The following is a 21,140-nucleotide window of genomic DNA, read 5'->3' on the forward strand; positions in this document are numbered from 1 at the left end:
GCGGCGAGCGTGCCAGGCGTCACGAGCCGGGCGGGCTTCACGGACACGACCTGGTCCCGGGCCGCCGACGGGCCTCACGCCGGCGCGCGCACCGGGCGCCTCCCGGCCGGAGGGCCGGCCCGGGACGGGCTCCGGTCCCGCGTGACCGTGGACCCTTCGCCCGGTACTCCCACGGCAGACCCCGCGTCTCCATGAGCCCCCCTCATGTCCCACAGGCCGAGAACGCCGCGATCCTGTGACCACCCCGCATGTGGTGGGGAGTTGAGGGGACGGAGCCCCTACGGAGCCGTGACGAAGTCGATGAGTTCCTCCACCCGGCCCAGGAGCGCCGGCTCCAGGTCCTTGTAGGAGTGGACCCGGGACAGGATGTGCTGCCAGGCCGCGCCGGTGTTCTCGGGCCAGCCGAGGGCGCGGCAGACGCCGGTCTTCCAGTCCTGGCCGCGGGGGACGGCCGGCCAGGCGCGGATGCCGACGGAGGAGGGCTTCACGGCCTCCCAGATGTCGATGTAGGGGTGGCCGACGACCAGGACGTCGGGGGAGGTGACCCGGGCGGCGATGCGGGACTCCTTGGAGCCCTCCACCAGATGGTCCACCAGGACGCCGAGGCGGGCGTCCGGGGCCGGGGCGAAGTCGGCGACGATGGCCGGGAGGTCGTCGACGCCCTCCAGGTACTCCACGACCACGCCCTCGATGCGCAGGTCGTCGCCCCAGACGCGCTCCACCAGCTCGGCGTCGTGGCGGCCCTCCACGTAGATCCGGCCGGCCCGGGCGACGCGGGCCCGGGCGCCGGGGACCGCGATCGAGCCGGAGGCCGTACGGGCGGGACTCGCGGGCGCCGGGCGGGACGGGCGGACCAGGGTGACCACCCGGCCCTCCAGGAGGAAGCCGCGCGGTTCCATCGGGAAGACCCGTTGCTTGCCGAAGCGGTCCTCCAGGGTGACCGTGCCCGCCTCGCAGCGGATCACCGCCCCGCAGAAGCCCGTCGAGACCTCCTCGACGACGAGGTCGTGGTCCGCCGGGACCTCCGGCACGGGGGCCGAGCGCTTCCAGGCGGGAGTGAGGTCCGGGTCGTAGCTGCGCATGGGCTCGATTCTGTCCTGGGCGAGGGGCACGAGATGCCGCCGGGGGAGGCCGGGGCCGCGCGGCGGCCGCCGGGAGGGCGGAGCCGACGAGGCGTCATGTCCGGGGCGTGGCCACGTATTCGGGCGACGCTACGACACGTCGAAGCGGCGTGCCAGTTCATCCCGCTGGCGTCGGACGAAGTCCGCTTCCACCAGTGCGCCGTGCCCGGGCACGTACACCGCGTCCTCGCCGCCCAGGGACAGCAGGCGGTCGACGGCGGCCGGCCAGCGGCCCGGGATCGCGTCCGGGCCCGCCTGCGGCTCGCCCGACTCCTCCACGAGATCGCCGCAGAAGACGATCTCCCGCTCGCCCGGGACCAGGAGCGCCAGGTCGTGGCCCGTGTGGCCCGGGCCGACGTTGGCGAGCAGGACCTGGCGCCCGCCCAGGTCGAGCGTCCACTCGCCCGAGACCGTGTGCCGCGGGGCGACCAGGATCTCCGAGGCCTCCGCCGCGGCCCGCTCGTCCACCCCGTGCCGCACCGCGTCCGCCCGCAGCGCCTCCGCCCCGCGGCGCAGCAGCGCGTCCACACCGACCGCGCCGAACACCTCGACCCCCGCGAAGACGGCCGTGCCCAGCACATGGTCGAAGTGCGGATGGCTCAGTGCGACATGCGTCACCCTCCGGCGGCCCGTGAGTGCCGTCACCTGGGCGCGCAGCTCGGCACCCTGCGCGAGGGTGCCGCCCGTGTCGTACAGCAGCACCGCGTCCCGCCCGACGACCAGGCCCACCGTGGCGTCCCAGCCCGGCAGCCGGCGCCTGCCGACCCCGTCCCCGAGCCGCTCCCAGTCGTACGCTTCCCAGTCCAGGTCCATGGCGTGACGCTAACCGCTCCGACCCCGCCTCCTTGCCAGGAGCGATGTCGGCCGCCGTACACTGGCCGGGGGATTCCTGGCACTCGGGCAGGGCGAGTGCCAAAAGCGGAGCAACCGGAAACCGGATCGACAGCTGGAGGTGCGCGCGATGCTCAGCGAACGCAGACTCGAGGTGCTGCGCGCCATCGTCCAGGACTACGTCGGGACGGAGGAGCCGGTCGGCTCCAAGGCGTTGACCGAGCGGCACAAGCTCGGCGTGTCGCCCGCCACCGTGCGCAACGACATGGCCGTCCTGGAGGAGGAGGGCTTCATCGCCCAGCCTCACACCAGTGCCGGCCGCATCCCCACCGACAAGGGCTACCGCCTCTTCGTGGACCGGCTCGCGGGCGTCAAGCCGCTGTCGACCCCGGAGCGGCGGGCGATCCACAACTTCCTCGACGGAGCCGTCGACCTCGACGACGTCGTCGGCCGCACGGTCCGGCTGCTCGCGCAGCTGACCCGGCAGGTCGCCGTCGTGCAGTACCCCTCGCTGACCCGTTCGACGGTCCGGCACGTGGAACTGCTGTCGCTGGCTCCCGCCCGGCTGATGCTGGTGCTCATCACCGACACCGGCCGGGTCGAGCAGCGCGTGATCGACTGCCCGGCGCCCTTCGGCGAGACCTCCCTGGCCGACCTGCGGGCCCGGCTCAACAGCCGGGTCGTCGGCCGCCGGTTCGCCGACGTGCCGCAGCTGGTGCAGGACCTGCCGGACTCCTTCGAGGAGATCGAGGACCGCGGCACGGTCTCGACCGTGCTCGCGACCCTCCTCGAGACCCTCGTGGAGGAGCAGGAGGAGCGGCTCATGATCGGCGGCACCGCCAATCTGACCCGCTTCGGACACGACTTCCCCCTGACGATCAGGCCCGTGCTGGAAGCCCTCGAGGAGCAGGTCGTGCTCCTCAAGCTGCTCGGCGAGGCCAAGGAGTCGGGCATGACCGTACGCATCGGGCACGAGAACGCCCACGAGGGGCTGACGTCCACGTCGGTCGTCTCGGTCGGCTACGGTTCCGGCGGCGAGGCAGTCGCCAAACTCGGCGTGGTCGGACCGACCCGCATGGACTACCCCGGAACGATGGGAGCGGTACGCGCAGTGGCACGTTACGTCGGACAGATCCTGGCGGAGTCGTAAGTGGCCACCGACTACTACGCCGTACTGGGCGTACGCCGCGACGCGTCGCAGGACGAGATCAAGAAGGCCTTCCGCCGTCTCGCCCGTGAGCTTCACCCGGACGTGAACCCGGACCCGAAGACGCAGGAGCGGTTCAAGGAGATCAACGCCGCTTACGAGGTGCTCTCGGACCCGCAGAAGAAGCAGGTCTACGACCTCGGCGGCGACCCGCTGTCCGCCTCCGGCGGCGCGGGCGGCGCGGGCGGCTTCGGTGCGGGCGGCTTCGGGAACTTCTCGGACATCATGGACGCCTTCTTCGGTACGGCGTCCCAGCGCGGCCCGCGCTCGCGCACCCGGCGCGGCCAGGACGCGATGATCCGCCTGGAGGTCACCCTCGACGAGGCGGCCTTCGGCACCACCAAGGACATCCAGGTCGACACGGCCGTCGTCTGCACCACCTGTTCCGGTGAGGGCGCCGCACCCGGCACCACCGCGCAGACCTGTGACATGTGCCGCGGCCGTGGTGAGGTCTCCCAGGTCACCCGGTCCTTCCTGGGCCAGGTCATGACCTCCCGGCCCTGCCCGCAGTGCCAGGGCTTCGGCACCGTCGTCCCGACCCCGTGCCCCGAGTGCGCGGGCGACGGGCGCGTCCGGTCGCGCCGTACGCTCACGGTCAAGATCCCGGCCGGTGTCGACAACGGCACCCGCATCCAGCTCGCGGGCGAGGGCGAGGTCGGCCCCGGCGGCGGCCCCGCCGGCGACCTGTACGTCGAGATCCACGAGGTCCCGCACGAGGTCTTCCAGCGGCGTGGCGACGACCTGCACTGCACGGTCACCATCCCGATGACGGCGGCCGCGCTCGGCACGAAGGTGCAGCTGCAGACGCTGGACGGCCTGGAGGACGTCGACATCCGCCCGGGCACCCAGTCCGGCCAGTCGATCCCGCTGCACGGCCGCGGCGTCACGCACCTGCGCGGCAACGGGCGGGGCGACCTGATCGTCCACGTCGAGGTCCAGACCCCGACGAAGCTCGACCCGGAGCAGGAGCGCCTGCTGCGCGAGCTGTCCAAGCTGCGTGGCGAGGAGCGCCCGACGGGCCAGTTCCAGCCGGGCCAGCAGGGGCTGTTCTCGCGTCTGAAGGACGCGTTCAACGGGCGCTGAGCCGACGCACCACGCCGAGGGGCGGTCCCGCGGAAACGCGGGACCGCCCCTCGGCGTTTCGCCGGTCTGCGGGGCGCCCGCACGGGTCTGCGGTGCCGGGGTTCCCCGGTCCCGTACGGATTCGGCCCGGCCGTTCCGGCATGGCACGATGCCTGCATGTCCACCCCGCTGAACGATCTCTCTCGTCATCCGATCGTGCAGGCCCCCATGGCGGGCGGCGCCTCCTGTCCCGAGCTGGCCGGGGCCGTGTGCGAGGCGGGGGCGCTCGGGTTCCTCGCCGGGGGGTACAAGACCGCGGGCGGGCTCTACCAGGAGGTCAAGCGGGTGCGCGGGCTCACCGCGCGGCCCTTCGGCGTCAACCTCCTCATGCCGCCCGGCGGGCAGGCACCCGACGCCGCCGCCGTCGAGGTCTACCGGCACCAGCTCTCCGGCGAGGCGACGTGGTACGAGACGCCGCTCGGCGACGCGGAGCACGGGCGGGACGACGCGTACGAGGCCAAGCTGGCGATCCTCCTCGACGACCCCGTCCCGGTCGTCTCCTTCACCTTCGGCTGCCCCGACCGCGACGCGCTGGACGCCTTCGCGCGGGTCGGCACGTTCACGATCGTCACCGTCACGTCCGTCGAGGAGGCCCGGACCGCCGAGCGCGCCGGGGCCGGGGCGGTCTGCGTCCAGGGCGCCGAGGCGGGCGGGCACCTGGGCACCCACCGGGACGACCCGGCCGACGGCCCCGCCCCGGGCCGGGGCCGCGGGCTGTTGCCGCTGCTCACCGAGGTGCGCGAGGCCGTCCGGCTGCCGCTGGTGGCGACCGGCGGGATCATGCGCGGCCGGCAGATCGCCGCCGTGCTCGCCGCGGGCGCGGACGCCGCGCAGCTCGGCACCGCGTTCCTCGCCTGCCCCGAGTCGGGGGCGCACCCGCTGCACAAGCGGGCCCTCACCGATCCGCTGTTCACCCACACCGAGCTCACCCGGGCCTTCTCCGGGCGTCCGGCGCGGGGGCTCGTCAACCGCTTCATGCGCGAGCACGGGCCGTACGCCCCCGCCGCGTACCCCGAGGTCCATCACCTCACGGCCCCGTTGCGCAAGGCCGCCGCGACGGCCGGCGACCCGCAGGGGATGGCCCTGTGGGCCGGACAGGGCCACCGGCTGGCCCGGGAGCTCCCGGCCGGCCGGCTGGTCGAGGTCCTCGCCGAGGAACTCGACGCCGCCCTCTCCGTCCTCCCCGGCACCGCAGCCACCACCGAATCCGCCGGTGCGACCGGTACCCCCGGTCCCGTCGGCACCCCACGCACCAGGAGCACCTCGTGACCGCACCCGTCTTCGTCGTCGACTCCGTTCCCGGGAGCGGCAGCTTCCTCCTCGACGGGCCCGAGGGCCGGCACGCCGTCTCGGTGAAGCGGCTGCGCGCCGGGGAGGAGGTCGTCCTGACCGACGGGCGGGGGCGCTGGGCCGAGTGCCTCGTCGTGTCCGCCGAGGGCAAGGACCAGCTGACCGTCCAGGTCTCCGCGGACCACGAGGAGCCCCCGCCGGCGCCCCACGTGACCGTCGTCCAGGCCCTTCCCAAGGGTGACCGCGGCGAACTGGCCGTCGAGATCATGACCGAGACCGGCGTCGACGCGATCGTTCCGTGGGCCGCGTCCCGTTGCATCACGCAGTGGAAGGGCGACCGCGGTCTGAAGGCGCTCGCGAAGTGGCGGGCCACCTCCCGCGAGGCCGGCAAGCAGTCGCGCCGCACCCGCTTCCCCGAGGTGGCGGACCTGATGACGTCCAAGCAGGTCGCCGCACTGCTCGCGGAGGCCGACTTCGCGGCCGTCCTGCACGAGGACCGGGACCACCCGAGCGGGGCGCTCGCCACCGCCGAGCTGCCGGACAAGGGCTCGATCGTGCTCGTCGTGGGGCCCGAAGGCGGCGTGTCCCCGGAGGAGTTGGCGCTCTTCGAGGGCGCCGGCGCCCGGCCGTACCGCCTCGGGCACAGCGTCCTGCGCACCTCCACGGCCGGGACGGCGGCCGCGGCGCTCGTGCTCGGACGCACGGGACGCTGGTCCTAGCCTGCCCGGACGCCGTACGCCGGACGCCGTACGCCGGACGCCGGACGCCGGACGCCGCCGTCGGACTCCGCACGCGACCGTCGGCCGCACCGGGTTCCGTCAGCTACGGCCGGTGCTCGGCGCGGGGGCGTGGGCCGTGGCCGCGTACGCCGGACGGGGTGTCGGGCGTCGGCGGGGAGCCGGTCGGGTCCCGATAGCATGCGCGTGTACTGATGATCGACGGAGGCGAGGAGGCCCGGGCCATGGCCGGAGAGCCGCAGAGCGACTGCCTGTTCTGCAAGATCGCGGAGGGGGAGGTGCCGGCGACGATCGTGCGCGAGACGGAGACGACCCTCGCGTTCCGCGACATCAACCCGCAGGCGCCGACCCACATCCTGGTCATCCCGCGCCTGCACTACCCGGACGCCGCCAGCCTCGCGGCGGCCGCGCCGACCGTCGCCGCCGACATACTGCGTGAGGCCGGTGAGGTCGCGGCGCAGGAGAAGGTCGACGACAGCGGCTTCCGCATCGTCTTCAACACCGGCGCCGGCGCCGGCCAGACCGTGTTCCACGCGCACGCCCACGTCCTCGGCGGCCGCGGCCTCAACTGGCCGCCCGGATAGGCCGGGACCTCCCTTGTCCGTACGCGAACTGGTCGTCCTCGGCACGGCCAGCCAGGTCCCGACCCGGCACCGCAACCACAACGGCTACCTGCTGCGCTGGGACGGGACCGGCATCCTCTTCGACCCCGGTGAGGGCACCCAGCGCCAGATGCTCCGGGCCGGGGTCGCGGCACACGACCTGAACCGGATCTGCGTCACGCACTTCCACGGCGACCACTCGCTCGGCCTGGCCGGGGTGATCCAGCGGATCAACCTCGACCAGGTGCCGCACCCGGTCACCGCGCACTACCCGGCGAGCGGGCAGGAGTACTTCGAGCGGTTGCGGTACGCGACCGCCTATCGCCAGACCGTGCGCCTGGTGGAGGAGCCCGTCGCCGCCGACGGGCCGTTCGCCGTCACCGACGCGTACACGCTCGACGCGCGGCTGCTCTCGCACCCCGTCGAGTCGTACGGCTACCGGCTGACCGAGCCCGACGGACGCCGCCTCCTGCCGGAGCGGCTCGCCGCGCACGGCATCAAGGGGCCCGACGTGGGGCGGATCCAGCGGGAGGGCGTCCTGAACGGCGTCACGCTGGAGGACGTGAGCGAGGTGCGGCGCGGTCAGCGGTTCGCCTTCGTCATGGACACCCGGCTGTGCGACGGTGTGTACGCACTCGCCGACGGAGCCGACATGCTCGTCATCGAGTCGACCTTCCTCGACGAGGACGTCCGGCTCGCCACCGACCACGGACACCTGACGGCCGGTCAGGCGGCGGCCGTCGCCCGGGACGCGGGCGTGCGGCATCTCGTGCTGACGCACTTCTCGCAGCGGTACGCCGAACCGGAGGAGTTCGAGCGGCAGGCGCGGGCCGCCGGGTTCGAGGGGGAACTGAGCATTGCCCAGGACCTGATGAGGGTCCCCGTACCGAAGAGGTAGAACGCTCCCGATGCCCGTACCCAAGGCCGAACTGCACCTGCACATCGAAGGCACCCTCGAACCCGAGCTGGCGTTCGCGCTGGCCGCGCGGAACGGGGTGACGCTGCCGTACGCGGACACCGAGGCGCTGCGTGAGGCGTACCGCTTCAGCGACCTGCAGTCCTTCCTGGACCTGTACTACGCGCTGATGGGGGTCCTGCGCACCGCCGAGGACTTCACCGAGCTCGCCGAGGCCTATCTGGCGCGGGCCGCGGAGCAGGGGGTGCGGCACGCCGAGATCTTCTTCGACCCGCAGGCGCACGTGGCGCGGGGCGTGCCGCTGGGGGTGGTGGTCGAGGGGCTCGGCGCGGCCCTCGACCGTGCCGAGGAGCGGCACGGGATCTCCACCCGGCTCATCATGTGCTTCCTGCGCGACGAGTCCGCGGAGTCGGCGATGGAGACGCTGGAGGCCGCGAAGCCGTACCTGGACCGGATCACCGGCGTCGGCCTCGACTCCGCCGAGGTCGGGCATCCGCCGGCCAAGTTCCGCGAGGTGTACGAGGCCGCCGCCCGCCTCGGCCTGCGGCGGGTCGCGCACGCGGGGGAGGAGGGCCCGCCGTCGTACATCACCGAGGCCCTCGACGTCCTCGGCGTCGAGCGCGTCGACCACGGCCTGCGCTGCCTGGAGGACCCCGCGCTCGTGGAGCGCCTGGTGCGGGAGCGGATTCCGCTGACCCTGTGCCCCCTCTCCAACGTCCGCCTGCGCGCGACCGACACGATCGAGGACCATCCGCTGCGGGCGATGCTGGGCGCGGGTCTCGTGGCCACGGTCAACTCGGACGATCCGGCGTACTTCGGGGGCTACGTCGGCGACAACTTCACGGCGGTCCGTGACGCGCTGGGGCTGTCCGCCGAGCAGCTTCGGACGCTGGCCCGGAACTCCTTCCTGGCGTCCTTCCTCGACGACGAGGAGGAGCGACGGGCGGGGTACCTGGCGGAGGTCGAGGCGTACGACTTCGCGGCGGAGCCGGGCGCCTGAGGCGAGCCACCCCCGCCCGATCCGCCCCGCCCGATCCGCCCCGCCCGATCCGCCCCGACCGATCCGCCCCGACCCGCTCCGGCACGAACCGCTCCGGCCCGACCCGCTCCGGCCCGCCCCTGCCTGACTCGCCCCGACCCGACCCGCTCCGACCCTCCCCGCCCGCGCCTCGTCCGGCGGGCGCTCGGGCTCCTACGCCCGGTCCGACGGGCGGGCCAGGTCGAAGCCCGACCTCGTCGCGCGGTCGGCCGGGGTGTCCAGGCGGATCGGGGCGATGTCCTGTTCCGGGGCGCCCAGTTGGGGGACGAGGGCCGGGGTCGGGGTGGTGGTCGCGGCCAGGACGGCCGCCGGGGCGCCGCCGCGGCGGCGGACGGAGCCGGGGACCAGGGGGCGGCCCGAGGCGTGGCGGGCCACGGCCGTCATGGGGGCGGCGACGAGCAGGAGCAGGGCGCACAGGGTCAGGCCCATGCCCTGGTAGCCCGCCGCCTCCGACAGGACGCTGCCCGTGACCGGGCCGCACGCCACGCCCAGGGACGACGCCGAGCCGACCAGGACCGCCCAGCGGCCCCGCGGGTCCAGGGACGCGGCCAGGCCGAGGACGTAGGAGAGGACGACGGGGTAGAGGGCGTTCCACGCGATCTCGCCCGCCGCGAAGCTCGCCGGGGTCACCGCGGCCGAGCTCAGGAGGACACAGCCGGCGATCAGCGCCGTTCCCGCGCCGATCGGGACCGCCCGGCCCAGCCGCGAACCCAGCGCTCCCGCCGCCACCACGCCCGCCAGGCCCGCGCCGAGCGCGACGGCGAAGACCGCGCCCAGGGCCACTTCCGACAGGCCCGCCTGGGTCAGGCCGATCCGGCCGCTGACCCCCCACAGCGCGTTCTGCGCCATCGACCAGAGCAGGATGGCGCCCGCCAGGGTCGTGCCCGCGCGGCGGTGGGGGAGGGGAGTGGCCGACGGGGCCGCGGCCCCGAGCGGCACCCCGGGTGCTCCGGGTGCCTCCCGGGCGGCCGGCACGCCGGGCCGCGTCGGCGGTGCCAGGGCTCCCGTCGTCGGCCATACCGCCATCGCCAGCGCCGCTATCGCCACGAACGGCAGCGCATGGCCCCCGCCCAGTCGCGGCAGCGTCAGGTACAGCGCGCCCGCCGTCGCCGACACCGACAACAGGCCGAGCGCCGACGCGCGGTGCGGGTCCGGGCGGCCCGCGATGCCCGCCGCGGCGACCGCCGTCGACGTGCCCGAGCCGAAGCCGCCGACCACCGCGCCGAGCACCACCAGCGGCAGCTCGTGCGTCGCCGCGGCCACGCCGTAGCCGACGACCATGGCCGTGAGGCCCAGTCGCGCCGCCCGCCGCGGCCCGACGCGGTCCGCGCGGGCCGCGAGCGTGAAGCCCGCCGACGCCGAGCCGAGGAGGAGGATCGAGCCGACCAGGCCGGCCGGGGACGGGCCCAGGCCCAGGCCCGCGGACAGGCGGCCGACGATGGTCGGGAGGAGGTACGGGGCCAGGTAACCGGCGGTGAAGAGGGCGACGAGAGCGAATTGCGGTGCCAGGGCACGCGCAGGGCGCGACGGCATGGGCGTTCCAGGAACTGAACGGGGAAATGAGACGGCGCCCGGGGATCCACGGGATCGCGGCACCATGTGTATCAAGCATCCGAGTGGGCGGAGAAGCCGTTATCCCCCGATTCGGTCTGTGATGTGGGTCACGATCGGTTTGGATGAGGGTCGAGTGGGTATCAAGGCGCGGAATCGTCGCGTCCACCCCGTCTCGCCGCCCCCTTCGGGCACACTGTCCGGATCAGCACCACGGTGCCGATCCGCCGCACCACGACCGGGGAGCCTGCCGTGACCGAACGCGACAACGACGTCGACCCGCTGGTGCGCCTCCGCGAGCCCACCGACCCCCAGTGCGACGTCTTCCTCACCGGCACGGTCTTCCTCGACATCATCTTCACCGGGCTCGACTCGGCCCCCGTGCGGGGGACCGAGTCCTGGGCCCGCGGCATGGGGTCCAGCCCCGGCGGCGTCGCCAACATGGCGACCGCGCTCGCCCGGCTCGGCCTGCGGACCTCGCTGGCGGCCGCGTTCGGCGACGACCACTACGGCGAGTACTGCTGGGACGCCCTGGAGCAGGGCGAGGGGATCGATCTCTCGCTCTCGCGGACCGTGCCCGGGTGGCATTCCCCCGTCACCGTCTCGATGGCCTACGAGGGCGAGCGGACCATGGTGTCGCACGGCCACGCCGCCCCGCCCCTCGACGGCGCCCTCCCCGCCTACCCGCCGCACGCCCGCGCCGCCGTCGCCTCGCTGGTGCCCGGCCGCAGCGAGGAGTGGGTGGCCCGGGCGGCCGGTTCCGGCGCCAAGGTCTTCGCCGACGTCGGCTGGGACGACACCGGGCGCTGGGACCTCGCCGGGCTCACCGACCTCGAGCACTGCGAGGCCTTCCTGCCCAACGCCGCCGAGGCGATGCGCTACACCCGCACCGACTGCCCCCGCGCCGCCGCCCGGGCCCTCGCCGACAAGGTGCGGTACGCCGTCGTCACGCTCGGTTCCGAGGGCGCCTACGCCGTGGACGGGGCCACCGGCGACACCGCCGAGGTGCCCGCCATCCAGGTCTCGGCGCTCGACCCGACCGGCGCCGGGGACGTCTTCGTCGCCGGGTTCGTGACCGGGACCCTCGCCGGCTGGCCGCTCGCCGACCGGCTCGCCTTCGCCGGACTGACCGCGGCCCTGTCCGTGCAGGAGTTCGGCGGATCGCTGTCCGCGCCGACCTGGGGCGAGATCGCCGCCTGGTGGCAGCACGTCCAGGGGCACGAGTGCCAGGACCCTGCCGCCCTGCGCGACCGCTACGCCTTCCTGGAGCGCCTGCTGCCCGTCCCGGCCCGCTCCTGGCCGCTGCGCCGGGCCGTCCCCACCATCGGCTTCCGCGCCGCCCCCACCTCCTGAGGCGCCGCCGCCCGGCGGCCTCCCGGCCCGCCCCGTAAATCCGTTCAGGGTTGTCCCGGGCGAGTCGTAGGCTTGGTATCCGAGAGGTTGTCGAGCAGCGAGAACCCTGCAACAGGAGGTATGTGCAGGCCCCAGTGCCGGCCCATGACTCAGACACCCACAGCCCACGCCCCCGCCCTCGCGCCGGGGCAGGCACGCGCCCGGTTCACGGTCCCCGCGAAGCACCCGATGGTGATGATGCTGGGTTCCGGTGACGCCCTGCTGCGCGTGATCGAGGAAGCGTTCCCGACGACGGACATCCACGTACGGGGAAACGAGATCAGCGCGACCGGTGAAGCGCGGGAAGTCGCGCTGATCCAGCGTCTGTTCGACGAGATGATGCTGGTGCTCCGCACCGGACAGCCGATGACGGAGGATGCCGTGGAACGGTCGATCGCGATGCTGCGCGAGGAGAGCGGGGAGGGCGAGGCCGCGGTCGAGACGCCTTCCGAGGTGCTCACGCAGAACATCCTCTCCAGCCGCGGTCGCACCATCCGACCCAAGACCCTCAACCAGAAGCGCTACGTCGACGCCATCGACAAGCACACCATCGTGTTCGGCATCGGCCCCGCCGGCACCGGCAAGACGTATCTGGCCATGGCCAAGGCGGTCCAGGCCCTGCAGTCCAAGCAGGTCACCCGGATCATCCTGACCCGGCCGGCCGTCGAGGCGGGCGAGCGGCTCGGCTTCCTGCCCGGCACGCTCTACGAGAAGATCGACCCGTACCTGCGGCCGCTCTACGACGCGCTGCACGACATGCTCGACCCCGACTCGATCCCCAAGCTGATGGCGAACGGGACGATCGAGGTCGCGCCGCTGGCCTACATGCGCGGCAGGACGCTCAACGACGCGTTCATCATCCTCGACGAGGCGCAGAACACGAACCCCGAGCAGATGAAGATGTTCCTCACCCGCCTCGGCTTCGACTCGAAGATCGTCATCACCGGTGACATCACCCAGGTCGACCTGCCGGGCGGCACGAAGAGCGGTCTGCGGCAGGTCAGGGACATCCTCGACGGGGTGGCCGACGTGCACTTCTCCATGCTCACGTCGCAGGATGTCGTACGGCACAAGCTCGTCGGCCGTATCGTCGACGCGTACGAGAAGTACGACAGCCGCAACGACAGCCGCACCGGCGGCCGTCAGGACAGCCGTAACGGGAAGTAGAAGCAACCGCACATGTCGATCGACGTCAACAACGAGTCCGGTACCGAGGTCGACGAGCAGGCGATCCTCGACATCGCCCGCTACGCGCTCGCGCGCATGCGCATCCACCCGCTCTCCGAGCTCTCGGTGATCGTGGTGGATGCCGAGGCGATGGAGCAGCTCCACATCCAGTGGATGGACCTGCCCGGTCCGACGGACGTCATGTCCTTCCCGATGGACGAGCTGCGCCCGCCGACGAAGGACGACGAGGAGCCCCCGCAGGGGCTCCTCGGCGACATCGTGCTCTGCCCCGAAGTCGCCAAGAAGCAGGGCGAGGACGCGCCGACGCGGCATTCCATGGACGAGGAGCTGCAGCTGCTGACCGTCCACGGGGTGCTGCACCTGCTCGGCTACGACCACGAGGAGCCGGACGAGAAGGCCGAGATGTTCGGTCTCCAGGCCGCCATCGTGGACGGCTGGCGCGCGGAGAAGGGCCTGACCGGCCCGTCGCCGGCGCCGACCGTCTCCTGAGCGGGGCGATCATGAGTGCTCAGCTGATCCTGGGCGCCGTCGCCCTCGTCGTCGTCGCCTGGCTCGCCGCCTGCGCCGAGGCCGCCATCGCCCGGGTCTCCAGTTTCCGGGCGGCCGAGGCCGTACGGTCCGGGCGGCGCGGCGCCGAGAAGCTCGCGCAGGTCGCCTCCGACCCGACCCGCTACCTCAACGTGGCGCTGCTCGTCCGTGTCGCCTGCGAGATGGCGGCCGGCGTGCTCGTCACGTACGCGTGCCTGGAGGAGTTCTCGGAGACCTGGCAGGCGCTGCTCGTCGCGATCGCCGTGATGGTGCTCGTGTCGTACGTCGCCGTCGGCGTCTCGCCGCGCACCATCGGCCGCCAGCACCCGCTGAACACGGCGACGGCCGCCGCGTACGTGCTGCTGCCGCTGGCCCGGATCATGGGCCCGATCCCGCAGCTGCTCATCCTCATCGGCAACGCGCTCACGCCCGGCAAGGGCTTCCGCAAGGGCCCGTTCGCCTCCGAGGCCGAACTGCGCGCGATGGTCGACCTGGCCGAGCAGGAGTCGCTGATCGAGGACGAGGAGCGCCGCATGGTGCACTCGGTCTTCGAGCTTGGCGACACCCTGGTGCGCGAGCTGATGGTGCCGCGCACCGACCTCGTCTGCATCGAGCGCTACAAGACCGTCCGGCAGGCCCTCACCCTCGCGCTGCGCTCCGGCTTCTCGCGCATCCCGGTGACCGGCGAGAACGAGGACGACGTCGTCGGGATCGTGTATCTGAAGGACCTCGTCCGCAAGACGCACATCAACCGGGAGGCCGAGGCCGACCTGGTGTCCACCGCGATGCGGCCCGCGGCCTTCGTGCCCGACACCAAGAACGCGGGCGACCTGCTGCGCGAGATGCAGCAGGAGCGCAACCACGTCGCCGTCGTCATCGACGAGTACGGCGGCACGGCCGGGATCGTCACCATCGAGGACATCCTGGAGGAGATCGTCGGCGAGATCACCGACGAGTACGACCGGGAGCTGCCGCCCGTCGAGGAGCTCGGCGAGGACCGCTACCGGGTCACCGCCCGCCTGGACATCGGCGACCTCGGCGAGCTCTACGGATTCGGGCCCGACGAGTACGACGACGAGGACGTGGAGACGGTCGGCGGACTGCTCGCCAAGGCCCTCGGCCGGGTGCCGATCGCCGGCGCCAACTCGGTCGTGGAGCTGCCGGACGGGCGGACCCTGCGGCTCACCGCCGAGTCCCCGGCCGGCCGCCGGAACAAGATCGTGACCGTGCTCGTCGAACCGGTCGGCACCGCCGGCCCCGAGGAGGGACCCGACTCGTGACGCCCGACCAGCTGCGCGCCTTCTGCCTGGACTTCAACGACGCGAGCGAGGAGTTCCCCTTCGGTCCCGACGTCTCCGTCTTCAAGGTGGCCGGGAAGATGTTCGCGCTGTCCTGGCTGGACGCCGACCCCCTGACGGTCAATCTCAAGTGCGACCCGGACGAGGCCGTACGGCTCCGCGAGGAGTATCCGGCGGTCGCCCCCGGCTACCACATGAACAAGCGGCACTGGAACACCGTGAGCGTGGGAGAGCTCCCGGACCGGATGGTCCGGGAGCTCGTCGAGGACTCGTACGACCTCGTCGTCGCCGGTCTTCCGAAGGCGGTACGGCTCCGCCTCGACCGGCCCTGAGCGTCAGGCACGCCTGCGCAGGCCGAGCGCGACCAGGACCGCCGTCGCCAGGACGATCGCCGCGTCCAGGGCGAGCACCGTGCGCACGCCCCCGTACAGGCTGTCGCCGGTGGTGGCGAGGACGCCGAGCAGCGGGATGCCGACGGTGAGGCCGACCTGCTGGGTCGTGGTCACCAGACCGGTGGCCAGGCCCTGCTCCTCGTCCGGGACGCCGGAGGTGACGGTCACGCCGTACGAGATGATCGCGCCCAGGTGGCACATGGAGGCCAGCGAGACCGCGACCGTCGCCAGGACCGCGCCCGAGCCGCCACCGATGGCGAGCAGCCCGGCGGTCAGCACGCCCTGCCCGGCGAGGCCGAGGACGAGGGTGCGGCGGGCGCCGAACCGGCCGATCACCCTGGCGGCGAAGGAGCCGGCGAGGACCGACATGACGCCCTGGACGCCGAAGACCAGACCGGTCTGGAAGCCGGAGAGCCCCAGCGTCTCCTGCAGGTAGAGGGTCAGGACGAAGACGACGGTCGACATCATCGCGAAGGTGACGAGCCCGCCCAGGTTTCCGAAGGCGACGGTGCGACGCTTCAGCATCGGCAGCGACACCAGCGGCGCCTCGTGCCGGGACTCGACGACCACGAAGGCGACCAGCAGGACCACGCCCGCCACCAGGGTGACCAGGACGTCCGCGCCGCCGAAGCCGCGCTGCGCCGCCGTCGACAGGGCGTAGATCAGGGACAGCAGACCACCGGTGACGGTCACCGCGCCCGGCACGTCCAGGCGGGGGCGCTCAGGGGTCCGGGACTCGGGCAGCAGGCCCGGGGCGAAGGGCAGCACGAGCGCGCTGAACAGGGCGAGCAGGCCCATGGTGGAGCGCCATCCGAAGGTGTCGGTCATGACGCCGCCGAGGACCATGCCGACCGTGAAGCCGAGCGACAGGATGGTGCCGGAGATGCCGAGCGCCCGGTCGCGCTGCGGACCCTCGGGGAAGGTGGTGGTCAGCAGCGCCATGCCGGTCGGCACGATCGCCGCCGCACCCAGCCCCTGCAGGGCGCGGCCGGTGAGGAAGGCGGCCGGGCTCCAGGCGAAGGTGGCGAGCAGCGAGGCCGCGCCGAAGAGCGCGAGGCCCGTGAGGAACAGCTTCTTGCGCCCGTACAGGTCGCCGATCCGGCCGGAGAGCAGCAGGAAGCCGCCGGACGGCAGGGCGAAGGCGGTGACGGCCCACTGGAGCGCGGAGGTGCTGAGGCCGAGGTCGGCGCCGAGCACGGGCAGGGCCACGTTCAGGACGGAGAAGTCCAGCGACACCATGAACTGGGCGGCGCACAGCACGATCAGGATGAGCCTGGCGCGGCCGGCCGGGGCGGCGCCGGGCGCGGGGGCCGGGGGAGCGGGAACGACCGGGGCGGTCTCGGCCCGGGAGGCCTCGGAGGAGGTGACGGTTGCCATGGCCACGACTCTCGCGGCGCGGGAATGCCCGTGGGGAGCGGGAACTTATCCTGTTGGTCGCACCACCAGGCACCACCACGCGTCCAGGGGGAGGAAGCACACGTGGCCACGGCAGTGGAGAACACGGACGGCAAGGCCCACCGACTCGCGGAACTGCGCGAGTTCCTGATGAGCCGTCGGGCCCGGGTGAGCCCCACCGAGGCCGGCCTGCCGGACGGCGGTCGGCGCCGCACGCCCGGACTGCGCCGCGAGGAGGTCGCCGTCCTCGCCGGGGTCGGGGTCTCCTGGTACCAGTGGCTGGAGCAGGGCCGCGACATCACCGTCTCCCCGCAGGTCCTCGACTCGGTCGCCCGGGTGCTGCGGCTCAGCCCGACCGAGCGGCGGCACCTGTACGTCCTGGCGGGGCTCAACCCGCCGGCTCCCGAGGCCGCGCCCGAGGACCGGGACATGTGCCACGGGCTGCGGCGCCTCATCGACACGTGGATGCCGTTCCCCGCGCACATCATGGACGTGTACTGGAACACGGTCATGTACAACGAGGCGGCGGCGATCGTCCTCGGGATGCGGCCGGAGCTCGTGCAGAACTGCCTGATCGCCTTCTTCACCGACCCGCTCTACCGGGCGCGGTCGAACGGCTGGGAGGAGCTCGCGCCGCAGGTCGTCGCCCAGTTCCGCGCCGCCTGCTCGGAGCATCCCGGGGACGACGGCTTCCGTTCCGTGGTCGAGGAGGCCAAGGAGGCCAGCCCGGAGTTCGCGGAGCTGTGGGAGCGGCGGGACATCCGGCCCGGCGGCCTCAACCGCAAGGAGATGGAGCACCCGCTGGTCGGCCCGCTCTTCGTCGAGGCCACCCAGCTGCGCGTGCCGGCCCGCCCGGACCTCGTGATCGTGCTGCACACCCCGCTCCCGGAGGCCGACACGGCGGCGAAGCTGGAGTGGCTGGTGTCTCCGCAGGGGCGGCGCGGGGCGATGTTCCCCGTCGCGGGCTGACCGTCAGCCCCGGAGGGCAGGGGCTACGACCAGGGGTTTTGGCATTCTCTTGGGGAACGGGGGGCCTCGGTGCGGTGATGTCGGAGGGCCTGGATATTCTCACCCCACACGTTGCCGCGGGACGCGGCCGTGCTGCTTCCCGCCGTCCTTCTCACCCTCGAGGGCTCCCGCATCATGCGTACGCGTATCACCCGTGGTCTGTCCGCCGTTCTCGCCGTCTCCGCGCTCTCGCTGACCGCCGCGTGCGGCGGCTCCGACGACACGAAGAAGGACGGCGCCGACAAGCCCTCCGCCGCCGGGTCGGCCTCTGCCTCCGCGGCCCCCACCTCCCAGGCCCCGGCCGCCACGCCGCTGACGGACGCCCAGATGAAGGCCGCCGCCCTGGAGGTCAAGGACCTGCCCTCCGGCTGGAAGACCAAGAAGGCGGAGGAGTCGACGAGCGTCTACAAGGCCGACAAGGCCGCGTGCCAGCCGCTCGCCGACATGATGGGCCCCGACATCGCGGGTGCCACCACCGGGGCGAGCGTCGACTTCGTCATCGGCAACAACGCGTCCGAGCTCAGCGAGCAGGTGGCGACCTTCCCCGGCACCGGTGCGGCGGACTACGTCAAGAAGCTGTCCACGGCGCTGGACGGCTGCGCCGAGTTCACCGTCGAGTCCGAGGGGCAGAAGATCAAGCTCGGCGCGACCAAGATCACCGCCCCGCAGGGCGCCGAGGAGGCGCTCGCGCTCGGGCTCTCGCTGGAGGTCGCGCCCGGCATCAAGATCGAGCCGAAGCTCGTCGTCGCCCGCCAGGGCGCCGGTATGTTCCGCCTCATGCACCTCGCGGACGCCGCCGCGTCCAAGAAGGACTTCGACGGCATCGCGAAGGTCGCCACCGACAAGTTCGTCAAGGCCGCCCAGGGCTGATCCCGGCCCCGTCGGGGCCCGACCTATCCTCGGATCATGACACTCAACCGCGAGCACGACGACCTCGGCGCCGAGGACCTCAAGATCATCACGCTGGCGCGCAGCGCCCGCGCCCGCAACGGGGTGCCGGAGGGCGCGGCGGTGCGGGACGAGACCGGGCGCACCTATGTCGCCGGGACCGTCGACCTGGAGTCGCTCAAGCTGAGCGCCCTGCAGACCGCGGTCGCCATGGCCGTGGCCAGCGGCGCCCAGTCGCTGGAGGCCGCGGCCGTCGTCTCCGCCGCTGAGGCCGCGTCCGACGAGGACCGCGCGGCGGTTCGGGACCTGGGCGGGCCGGAGACCCCGGTGCTGCTCGCGGGCCCCGACGGCCGGCTGCGCGCGGCGGTCACCGCGGGCTGAATCCCGGCACCGTACGCACGGGGGCCCGGCGCGAGCACGATGCGCCGGGCCCCCCGTGGTACCGCTCCCGCGTGAGCCTTGTGCTCTTGTGAAGAATGCGCATCAATAGCTGCGAACGGTCCGACGGGCCGTCAGATCTCCGCCGTTCTCGCGGAGTCTCCTTGACGCAGTGTCCGCACCCCTGCGTTCGTCATCGGAAGGGGTACGACCTCGCCATGAGAACCAGAAGCAGCTTAGGGATCGTCGCGGTGCTCTCCGGGGCGCTCGCCGCCACGGCCCTCGTCTTCGCGCCGGGTGCCGCCGCCGTGTCGCCGGGCTCGGCCACGGCCACGTACGACTGCGGCTCGTGGGGCGGCGGCGGCGCCACCCTCACCGCCACGCAGAGCGGCACCGCCGCGACGATCACGCTCACCTCGGCCGTGAAGACGCCGATCGCGGTCGGCGCCGACCAGATCAACGCCACGCTGACGCTGGCCAAGGCCGGCGGCGGCACCCGGGTCTTCACCGGCAAGAAGAACCCGCCGCTCGCCGCGAACCAGGCCGTCACGATCGGCCCGCTCAGTGGGACCGTCGCCTCCGGTGACAGCCTCAACTCCTACTTCGCGGGCACCGCGCTCAAGATGGTGATCTTCGGCGTCACCGTGAACTGCGACGCCCTCACCTCGCAGTCGCCCGGGCCCTTCGTGTTCAGCTGAGCTCCTTCCGCACGGCCGACCGGTACCGCCGACGGCGGTACCGGTCTCTGCTGTGACCTGGGGAAACGTTCTCCATCTCCTGATCTTGACATGATCTGATGGGTCATCAGTCGGTGCATTTCGATTCCATTGACTTCTCTCGGCCCGCAGCCGTCAATGGCGCCCTCTCATCCCTCAGGAGGGGCCCACATGGCACTGAAAAGAAGCCGCGCGGCGGTGCGAAGACGGCGTCGCTGGTCCGCCGCCCTCGGCGTCACCGCGCTCGCCCTCACCGCCGGCGGAGCGCTCGCCGCCCCGGCCGGCGCGGTCACCGCGGCCTCCGCGCCCGTGGAGTTCGCGACGCACTGCGTACCGCCGCCGATCGCCGGCATCCCGCCGATCGACGGCACCACCACGGCCCAGATCACCGTCGACAACGCGGCGCCGAAGGTCGGCGACACGGTCACCGTCACCTACACGGTCACCAAGCCCGCCGCCTCGAACCCGGTGGACCTGGCGCTCCCGGAGAACATCATGACGCCGAGCGGCAAGGTCACCCTCGGCGGCGCCCAGTCCGGCTCCGTCACGGTCACGGGCGAGAAGAAGAACCCGCCCGTCCCCGGCAAGGGCACCTTCCCGCCCTTCTCGATGAAGGGCACCTTCACCGTGACCGCGCCCGGCGCGATCACCCTCTCGCCCGGCGACTACAACATCCACACCAGCTACATCATGGAGCTGGACACGCCCTGCACGGTCACCAACCCGCCCGCCCCGGTCTCCGAGACGGTCACGGCGGCCCCGCAGCCCGGCGCCAACGAGCGGGCCCTCCAGCTGGACAACGCCTCCGGGGCGCCCGGCGTCCGCGTCACCGTCACCGGGACGAAGTTCACCCCGCTCGCCGAGGTCACCGTCGTCGGCCGGGCCGGTGCGGCCGAGACCGCCGACAAGATGACCGTCACCACGGACAGCGAGGGCGGCTTCGCCGCGCGCCTGAGGGTCTCCGACCTGGCGACCACCGGGATCGTGGCGTACGAGGGCGCGGCCTGGGACCCCGACAAGGGCGCGGGCCCGGTCGCGTACCAGGTCATCGACGACACCCCGGCGCCGCCGAACAGCCAGAAGATCACGGCCACGGTCAAGGCGGGCACCCTGTCGATGACCCAGGCCGGTGACGCCGTCCAGCTCTCGGCCGTCGACTTCGGCCAGGGCGGTGCGGCCACCGGCGCGCTGCAGACGGTGACGGTCAAGGACTTCCGCGGCGGCCCCGCGGGCTGGTCCCTGACCGGCAAGGTCAGCGACTTCACCGGTCCCGGCGGCGCCGCCATCGGCGCCGGGAAGCTCAGCTGGAGCCCGGCCTGCGTCACCAAGCCCGGCAGCCCCAGCACCTGCGTCCCGGGCAGCGCCGGTGCCGTGGGCAGCACCGGCGCGACCCTCGCGTCCACGCCCAACGGCACCCTCACGGGCGGCGAGTTCACCGTCGACGCCGGGCTCTCGCTCGACGTCCCGGCATACACCGCACCCGGCAGCTACGCGGGCGTGCTCACGCTGACGCTGTCCTGACCGTTCCGAGAGAACCGAGC

At 73.0% G+C, this 21,140-nt stretch carries 21 protein-coding genes; 17 read left to right on the forward strand and 4 right to left on the reverse strand.

Annotated elements, in window-relative coordinates:
- Window positions 1–278 precede the first annotated feature (278 nt).
- Together AB0M16_RS08420 and AB0M16_RS08425 are read right to left on the reverse strand one after the other, a co-directional pair.
- On the reverse strand, window positions 279–1,082 hold the full coding sequence (locus AB0M16_RS08420; RefSeq protein WP_365340164.1) for a DUF3097 domain-containing protein: 804 nt from the start codon (window positions 1,080–1,082) through the stop codon (window positions 279–281).
- 129 nt (window positions 1,083–1,211) lie between these two features.
- Window positions 1,212–1,934 carry an MBL fold metallo-hydrolase gene (locus AB0M16_RS08425; protein ID WP_365340166.1) on the reverse strand — a complete coding sequence of 241 codons (723 nt, stop codon included), beginning with the start codon at window positions 1,932–1,934 and terminating at the stop codon, window positions 1,212–1,214.
- Between the two features lie 148 nt (window positions 1,935–2,082).
- Between AB0M16_RS08425 and hrcA the strand changes: the two genes are divergently transcribed.
- The 7 genes from hrcA to AB0M16_RS08460 all read left to right on the forward strand — a co-directional run bounded on the left by hrcA (window position 2,083) and on the right by AB0M16_RS08460 (window position 8,826).
- Window positions 2,083–3,102, forward strand: coding sequence for a heat-inducible transcriptional repressor HrcA (hrcA, locus tag AB0M16_RS08430; RefSeq protein WP_365340168.1), 1,020 nt, complete (start codon window positions 2,083–2,085; stop codon window positions 3,100–3,102).
- The gene (gene dnaJ, locus AB0M16_RS08435; protein ID WP_365340170.1) at window positions 3,103–4,242 is read left to right on the forward strand and encodes a molecular chaperone DnaJ; all 1,140 of its coding nucleotides are present in this window, start codon (window positions 3,103–3,105) and stop codon (window positions 4,240–4,242) included.
- Between the two features lie 156 nt (window positions 4,243–4,398).
- Complete coding sequence (locus tag AB0M16_RS08440) at window positions 4,399–5,550, forward strand: nitronate monooxygenase (protein WP_365340172.1); 1,152 nt, start codon at window positions 4,399–4,401, stop codon at window positions 5,548–5,550.
- Complete coding sequence (locus AB0M16_RS08445; RefSeq protein ID WP_365340174.1) at window positions 5,547–6,290, forward strand: 16S rRNA (uracil(1498)-N(3))-methyltransferase; 744 nt, start codon at window positions 5,547–5,549, stop codon at window positions 6,288–6,290. Before AB0M16_RS08440 ends, AB0M16_RS08445 begins: the two co-directional genes overlap by 4 nt.
- 242 nt (window positions 6,291–6,532) lie before the next feature.
- On the forward strand, window positions 6,533–6,892 hold the full coding sequence (locus AB0M16_RS08450) for a histidine triad nucleotide-binding protein (RefSeq protein WP_365340253.1): 360 nt from the start codon (window positions 6,533–6,535) through the stop codon (window positions 6,890–6,892).
- 13 nt (window positions 6,893–6,905) lie between these two features.
- On the forward strand, window positions 6,906–7,808 hold the full coding sequence (locus AB0M16_RS08455) for a ribonuclease Z (protein WP_365340176.1): 903 nt from the start codon (window positions 6,906–6,908) through the stop codon (window positions 7,806–7,808).
- A gap of 10 nt (window positions 7,809–7,818) precedes the next feature.
- Window positions 7,819–8,826: an adenosine deaminase gene (locus AB0M16_RS08460; RefSeq protein ID WP_365340178.1), complete on the forward strand. Its 1,008-nt coding sequence runs from the start codon at window positions 7,819–7,821 to the stop codon at window positions 8,824–8,826.
- A 192-nt stretch (window positions 8,827–9,018) separates the two neighbouring features.
- Here the strand turns inward: AB0M16_RS08460 and AB0M16_RS08465 are convergent, their stop codons facing one another.
- Window positions 9,019–10,398: an MFS transporter gene (locus AB0M16_RS08465; RefSeq protein ID WP_365340180.1), complete on the reverse strand. Its 1,380-nt coding sequence runs from the start codon at window positions 10,396–10,398 to the stop codon at window positions 9,019–9,021.
- A 270-nt stretch (window positions 10,399–10,668) separates the two neighbouring features.
- On the opposite strand from AB0M16_RS08465, the gene AB0M16_RS08470 reads away from it, so the two are divergent.
- The 5 genes from AB0M16_RS08470 (at window position 10,669) to AB0M16_RS08490 (ending at window position 15,154) form a co-directional block, all read left to right on the forward strand.
- On the forward strand, window positions 10,669–11,769 hold the full coding sequence (locus tag AB0M16_RS08470; RefSeq protein ID WP_365340182.1) for a PfkB family carbohydrate kinase: 1,101 nt from the start codon (window positions 10,669–10,671) through the stop codon (window positions 11,767–11,769).
- A 144-nt stretch (window positions 11,770–11,913) separates the two neighbouring features.
- Window positions 11,914–12,975: a PhoH family protein gene (locus tag AB0M16_RS08475; RefSeq protein ID WP_365340184.1), complete on the forward strand. Its 1,062-nt coding sequence runs from the start codon at window positions 11,914–11,916 to the stop codon at window positions 12,973–12,975.
- A 12-nt stretch (window positions 12,976–12,987) separates the two neighbouring features.
- Complete coding sequence (gene ybeY, locus AB0M16_RS08480; RefSeq protein WP_365340186.1) at window positions 12,988–13,485, forward strand: rRNA maturation RNase YbeY; 498 nt, start codon at window positions 12,988–12,990, stop codon at window positions 13,483–13,485.
- A gap of 11 nt (window positions 13,486–13,496) precedes the next feature.
- Window positions 13,497–14,804 carry a hemolysin family protein gene (locus AB0M16_RS08485; RefSeq protein WP_365340188.1) on the forward strand — a complete coding sequence of 436 codons (1,308 nt, stop codon included), beginning with the start codon at window positions 13,497–13,499 and terminating at the stop codon, window positions 14,802–14,804.
- Window positions 14,801–15,154 (forward strand): MmcQ/YjbR family DNA-binding protein, encoded by a 354-nt coding sequence (locus tag AB0M16_RS08490; protein ID WP_365340190.1) that lies wholly within the window; start codon window positions 14,801–14,803, stop codon window positions 15,152–15,154. The genes AB0M16_RS08485 and AB0M16_RS08490 overlap by 4 nt, the downstream gene beginning before the upstream one ends.
- A gap of 3 nt (window positions 15,155–15,157) precedes the next feature.
- Here AB0M16_RS08490 and AB0M16_RS08495 read toward each other — a convergent pair whose 3' ends face one another.
- Window positions 15,158–16,591 carry an MFS transporter gene (locus tag AB0M16_RS08495; protein WP_365340192.1) on the reverse strand — a complete coding sequence of 478 codons (1,434 nt, stop codon included), beginning with the start codon at window positions 16,589–16,591 and terminating at the stop codon, window positions 15,158–15,160.
- Window positions 16,592–16,693: 102 nt separating this feature from the next.
- Between AB0M16_RS08495 and AB0M16_RS08500 the strand changes: the two genes are divergently transcribed.
- From AB0M16_RS08500 to AB0M16_RS08520, 5 genes are all read left to right on the forward strand, one after another.
- Window positions 16,694–17,578, forward strand: coding sequence for a helix-turn-helix transcriptional regulator (locus AB0M16_RS08500; RefSeq protein WP_365340194.1), 885 nt, complete (start codon window positions 16,694–16,696; stop codon window positions 17,576–17,578).
- 174 nt (window positions 17,579–17,752) lie between these two features.
- Window positions 17,753–18,487 carry a hypothetical protein gene (locus AB0M16_RS08505; protein WP_365340196.1) on the forward strand — a complete coding sequence of 245 codons (735 nt, stop codon included), beginning with the start codon at window positions 17,753–17,755 and terminating at the stop codon, window positions 18,485–18,487.
- Between the two features lie 36 nt (window positions 18,488–18,523).
- Window positions 18,524–18,886 (forward strand): cytidine deaminase, encoded by a 363-nt coding sequence (locus AB0M16_RS08510; protein WP_365340197.1) that lies wholly within the window; start codon window positions 18,524–18,526, stop codon window positions 18,884–18,886.
- 215 nt (window positions 18,887–19,101) lie between these two features.
- Window positions 19,102–19,581: a hypothetical protein gene (locus tag AB0M16_RS08515; protein ID WP_365340198.1), complete on the forward strand. Its 480-nt coding sequence runs from the start codon at window positions 19,102–19,104 to the stop codon at window positions 19,579–19,581.
- Between the two features lie 189 nt (window positions 19,582–19,770).
- A complete protein-coding gene (locus tag AB0M16_RS08520; RefSeq protein WP_365340199.1) occupies window positions 19,771–21,120 on the forward strand; it encodes a beta-xylosidase in 1,350 nt (449 codons plus the stop codon).
- Window positions 21,121–21,140: the final 20 nt, after the last annotated feature.

It is taken from the genome of Streptomyces sp. NPDC051921 (assembly GCF_040680975.1).
In the GTDB taxonomy this organism is placed as follows: Bacteria; Actinomycetota; Actinomycetes; order Streptomycetales; family Streptomycetaceae; genus Streptomyces.

Bases quoted from the DNA above. Each gene is read 5' to 3' on its own strand.
- AB0M16_RS08420 (WP_365340164.1), bottom strand. From the start codon at position 1,082: ATGCGCAGCTACGACCCGGACCTCACTCCCGCCTGGAAGCGCTCGGCC.
- AB0M16_RS08425 (WP_365340166.1), bottom strand. From the start codon at position 1,934: ATGGACCTGGACTGGGAAGCGTACGACTGGGAGCGGCTCGGGGACGGG.
- hrcA (WP_365340168.1), top strand. From the start codon at position 2,083: ATGCTCAGCGAACGCAGACTCGAGGTGCTGCGCGCCATCGTCCAGGAC.
- AB0M16_RS08440 (WP_365340172.1), top strand. From the start codon at position 4,399: ATGTCCACCCCGCTGAACGATCTCTCTCGTCATCCGATCGTGCAGGCC.
- AB0M16_RS08450 (WP_365340253.1), top strand. From the start codon at position 6,533: ATGGCCGGAGAGCCGCAGAGCGACTGCCTGTTCTGCAAGATCGCGGAG.
- AB0M16_RS08460 (WP_365340178.1), top strand. From the start codon at position 7,819: ATGCCCGTACCCAAGGCCGAACTGCACCTGCACATCGAAGGCACCCTC.
- AB0M16_RS08465 (WP_365340180.1), bottom strand. From the start codon at position 10,398: ATGCCGTCGCGCCCTGCGCGTGCCCTGGCACCGCAATTCGCTCTCGTC.
- AB0M16_RS08475 (WP_365340184.1), top strand. From the start codon at position 11,914: ATGACTCAGACACCCACAGCCCACGCCCCCGCCCTCGCGCCGGGGCAG.
- ybeY (WP_365340186.1), top strand. From the start codon at position 12,988: ATGTCGATCGACGTCAACAACGAGTCCGGTACCGAGGTCGACGAGCAG.
- AB0M16_RS08485 (WP_365340188.1), top strand. From the start codon at position 13,497: ATGAGTGCTCAGCTGATCCTGGGCGCCGTCGCCCTCGTCGTCGTCGCC.
- AB0M16_RS08495 (WP_365340192.1), bottom strand. From the start codon at position 16,591: ATGGCAACCGTCACCTCCTCCGAGGCCTCCCGGGCCGAGACCGCCCCG.
- AB0M16_RS08505 (WP_365340196.1), top strand. From the start codon at position 17,753: ATGCGTACGCGTATCACCCGTGGTCTGTCCGCCGTTCTCGCCGTCTCC.
- AB0M16_RS08510 (WP_365340197.1), top strand. From the start codon at position 18,524: ATGACACTCAACCGCGAGCACGACGACCTCGGCGCCGAGGACCTCAAG.
- AB0M16_RS08515 (WP_365340198.1), top strand. From the start codon at position 19,102: ATGAGAACCAGAAGCAGCTTAGGGATCGTCGCGGTGCTCTCCGGGGCG.
- AB0M16_RS08520 (WP_365340199.1), top strand. From the start codon at position 19,771: ATGGCACTGAAAAGAAGCCGCGCGGCGGTGCGAAGACGGCGTCGCTGG.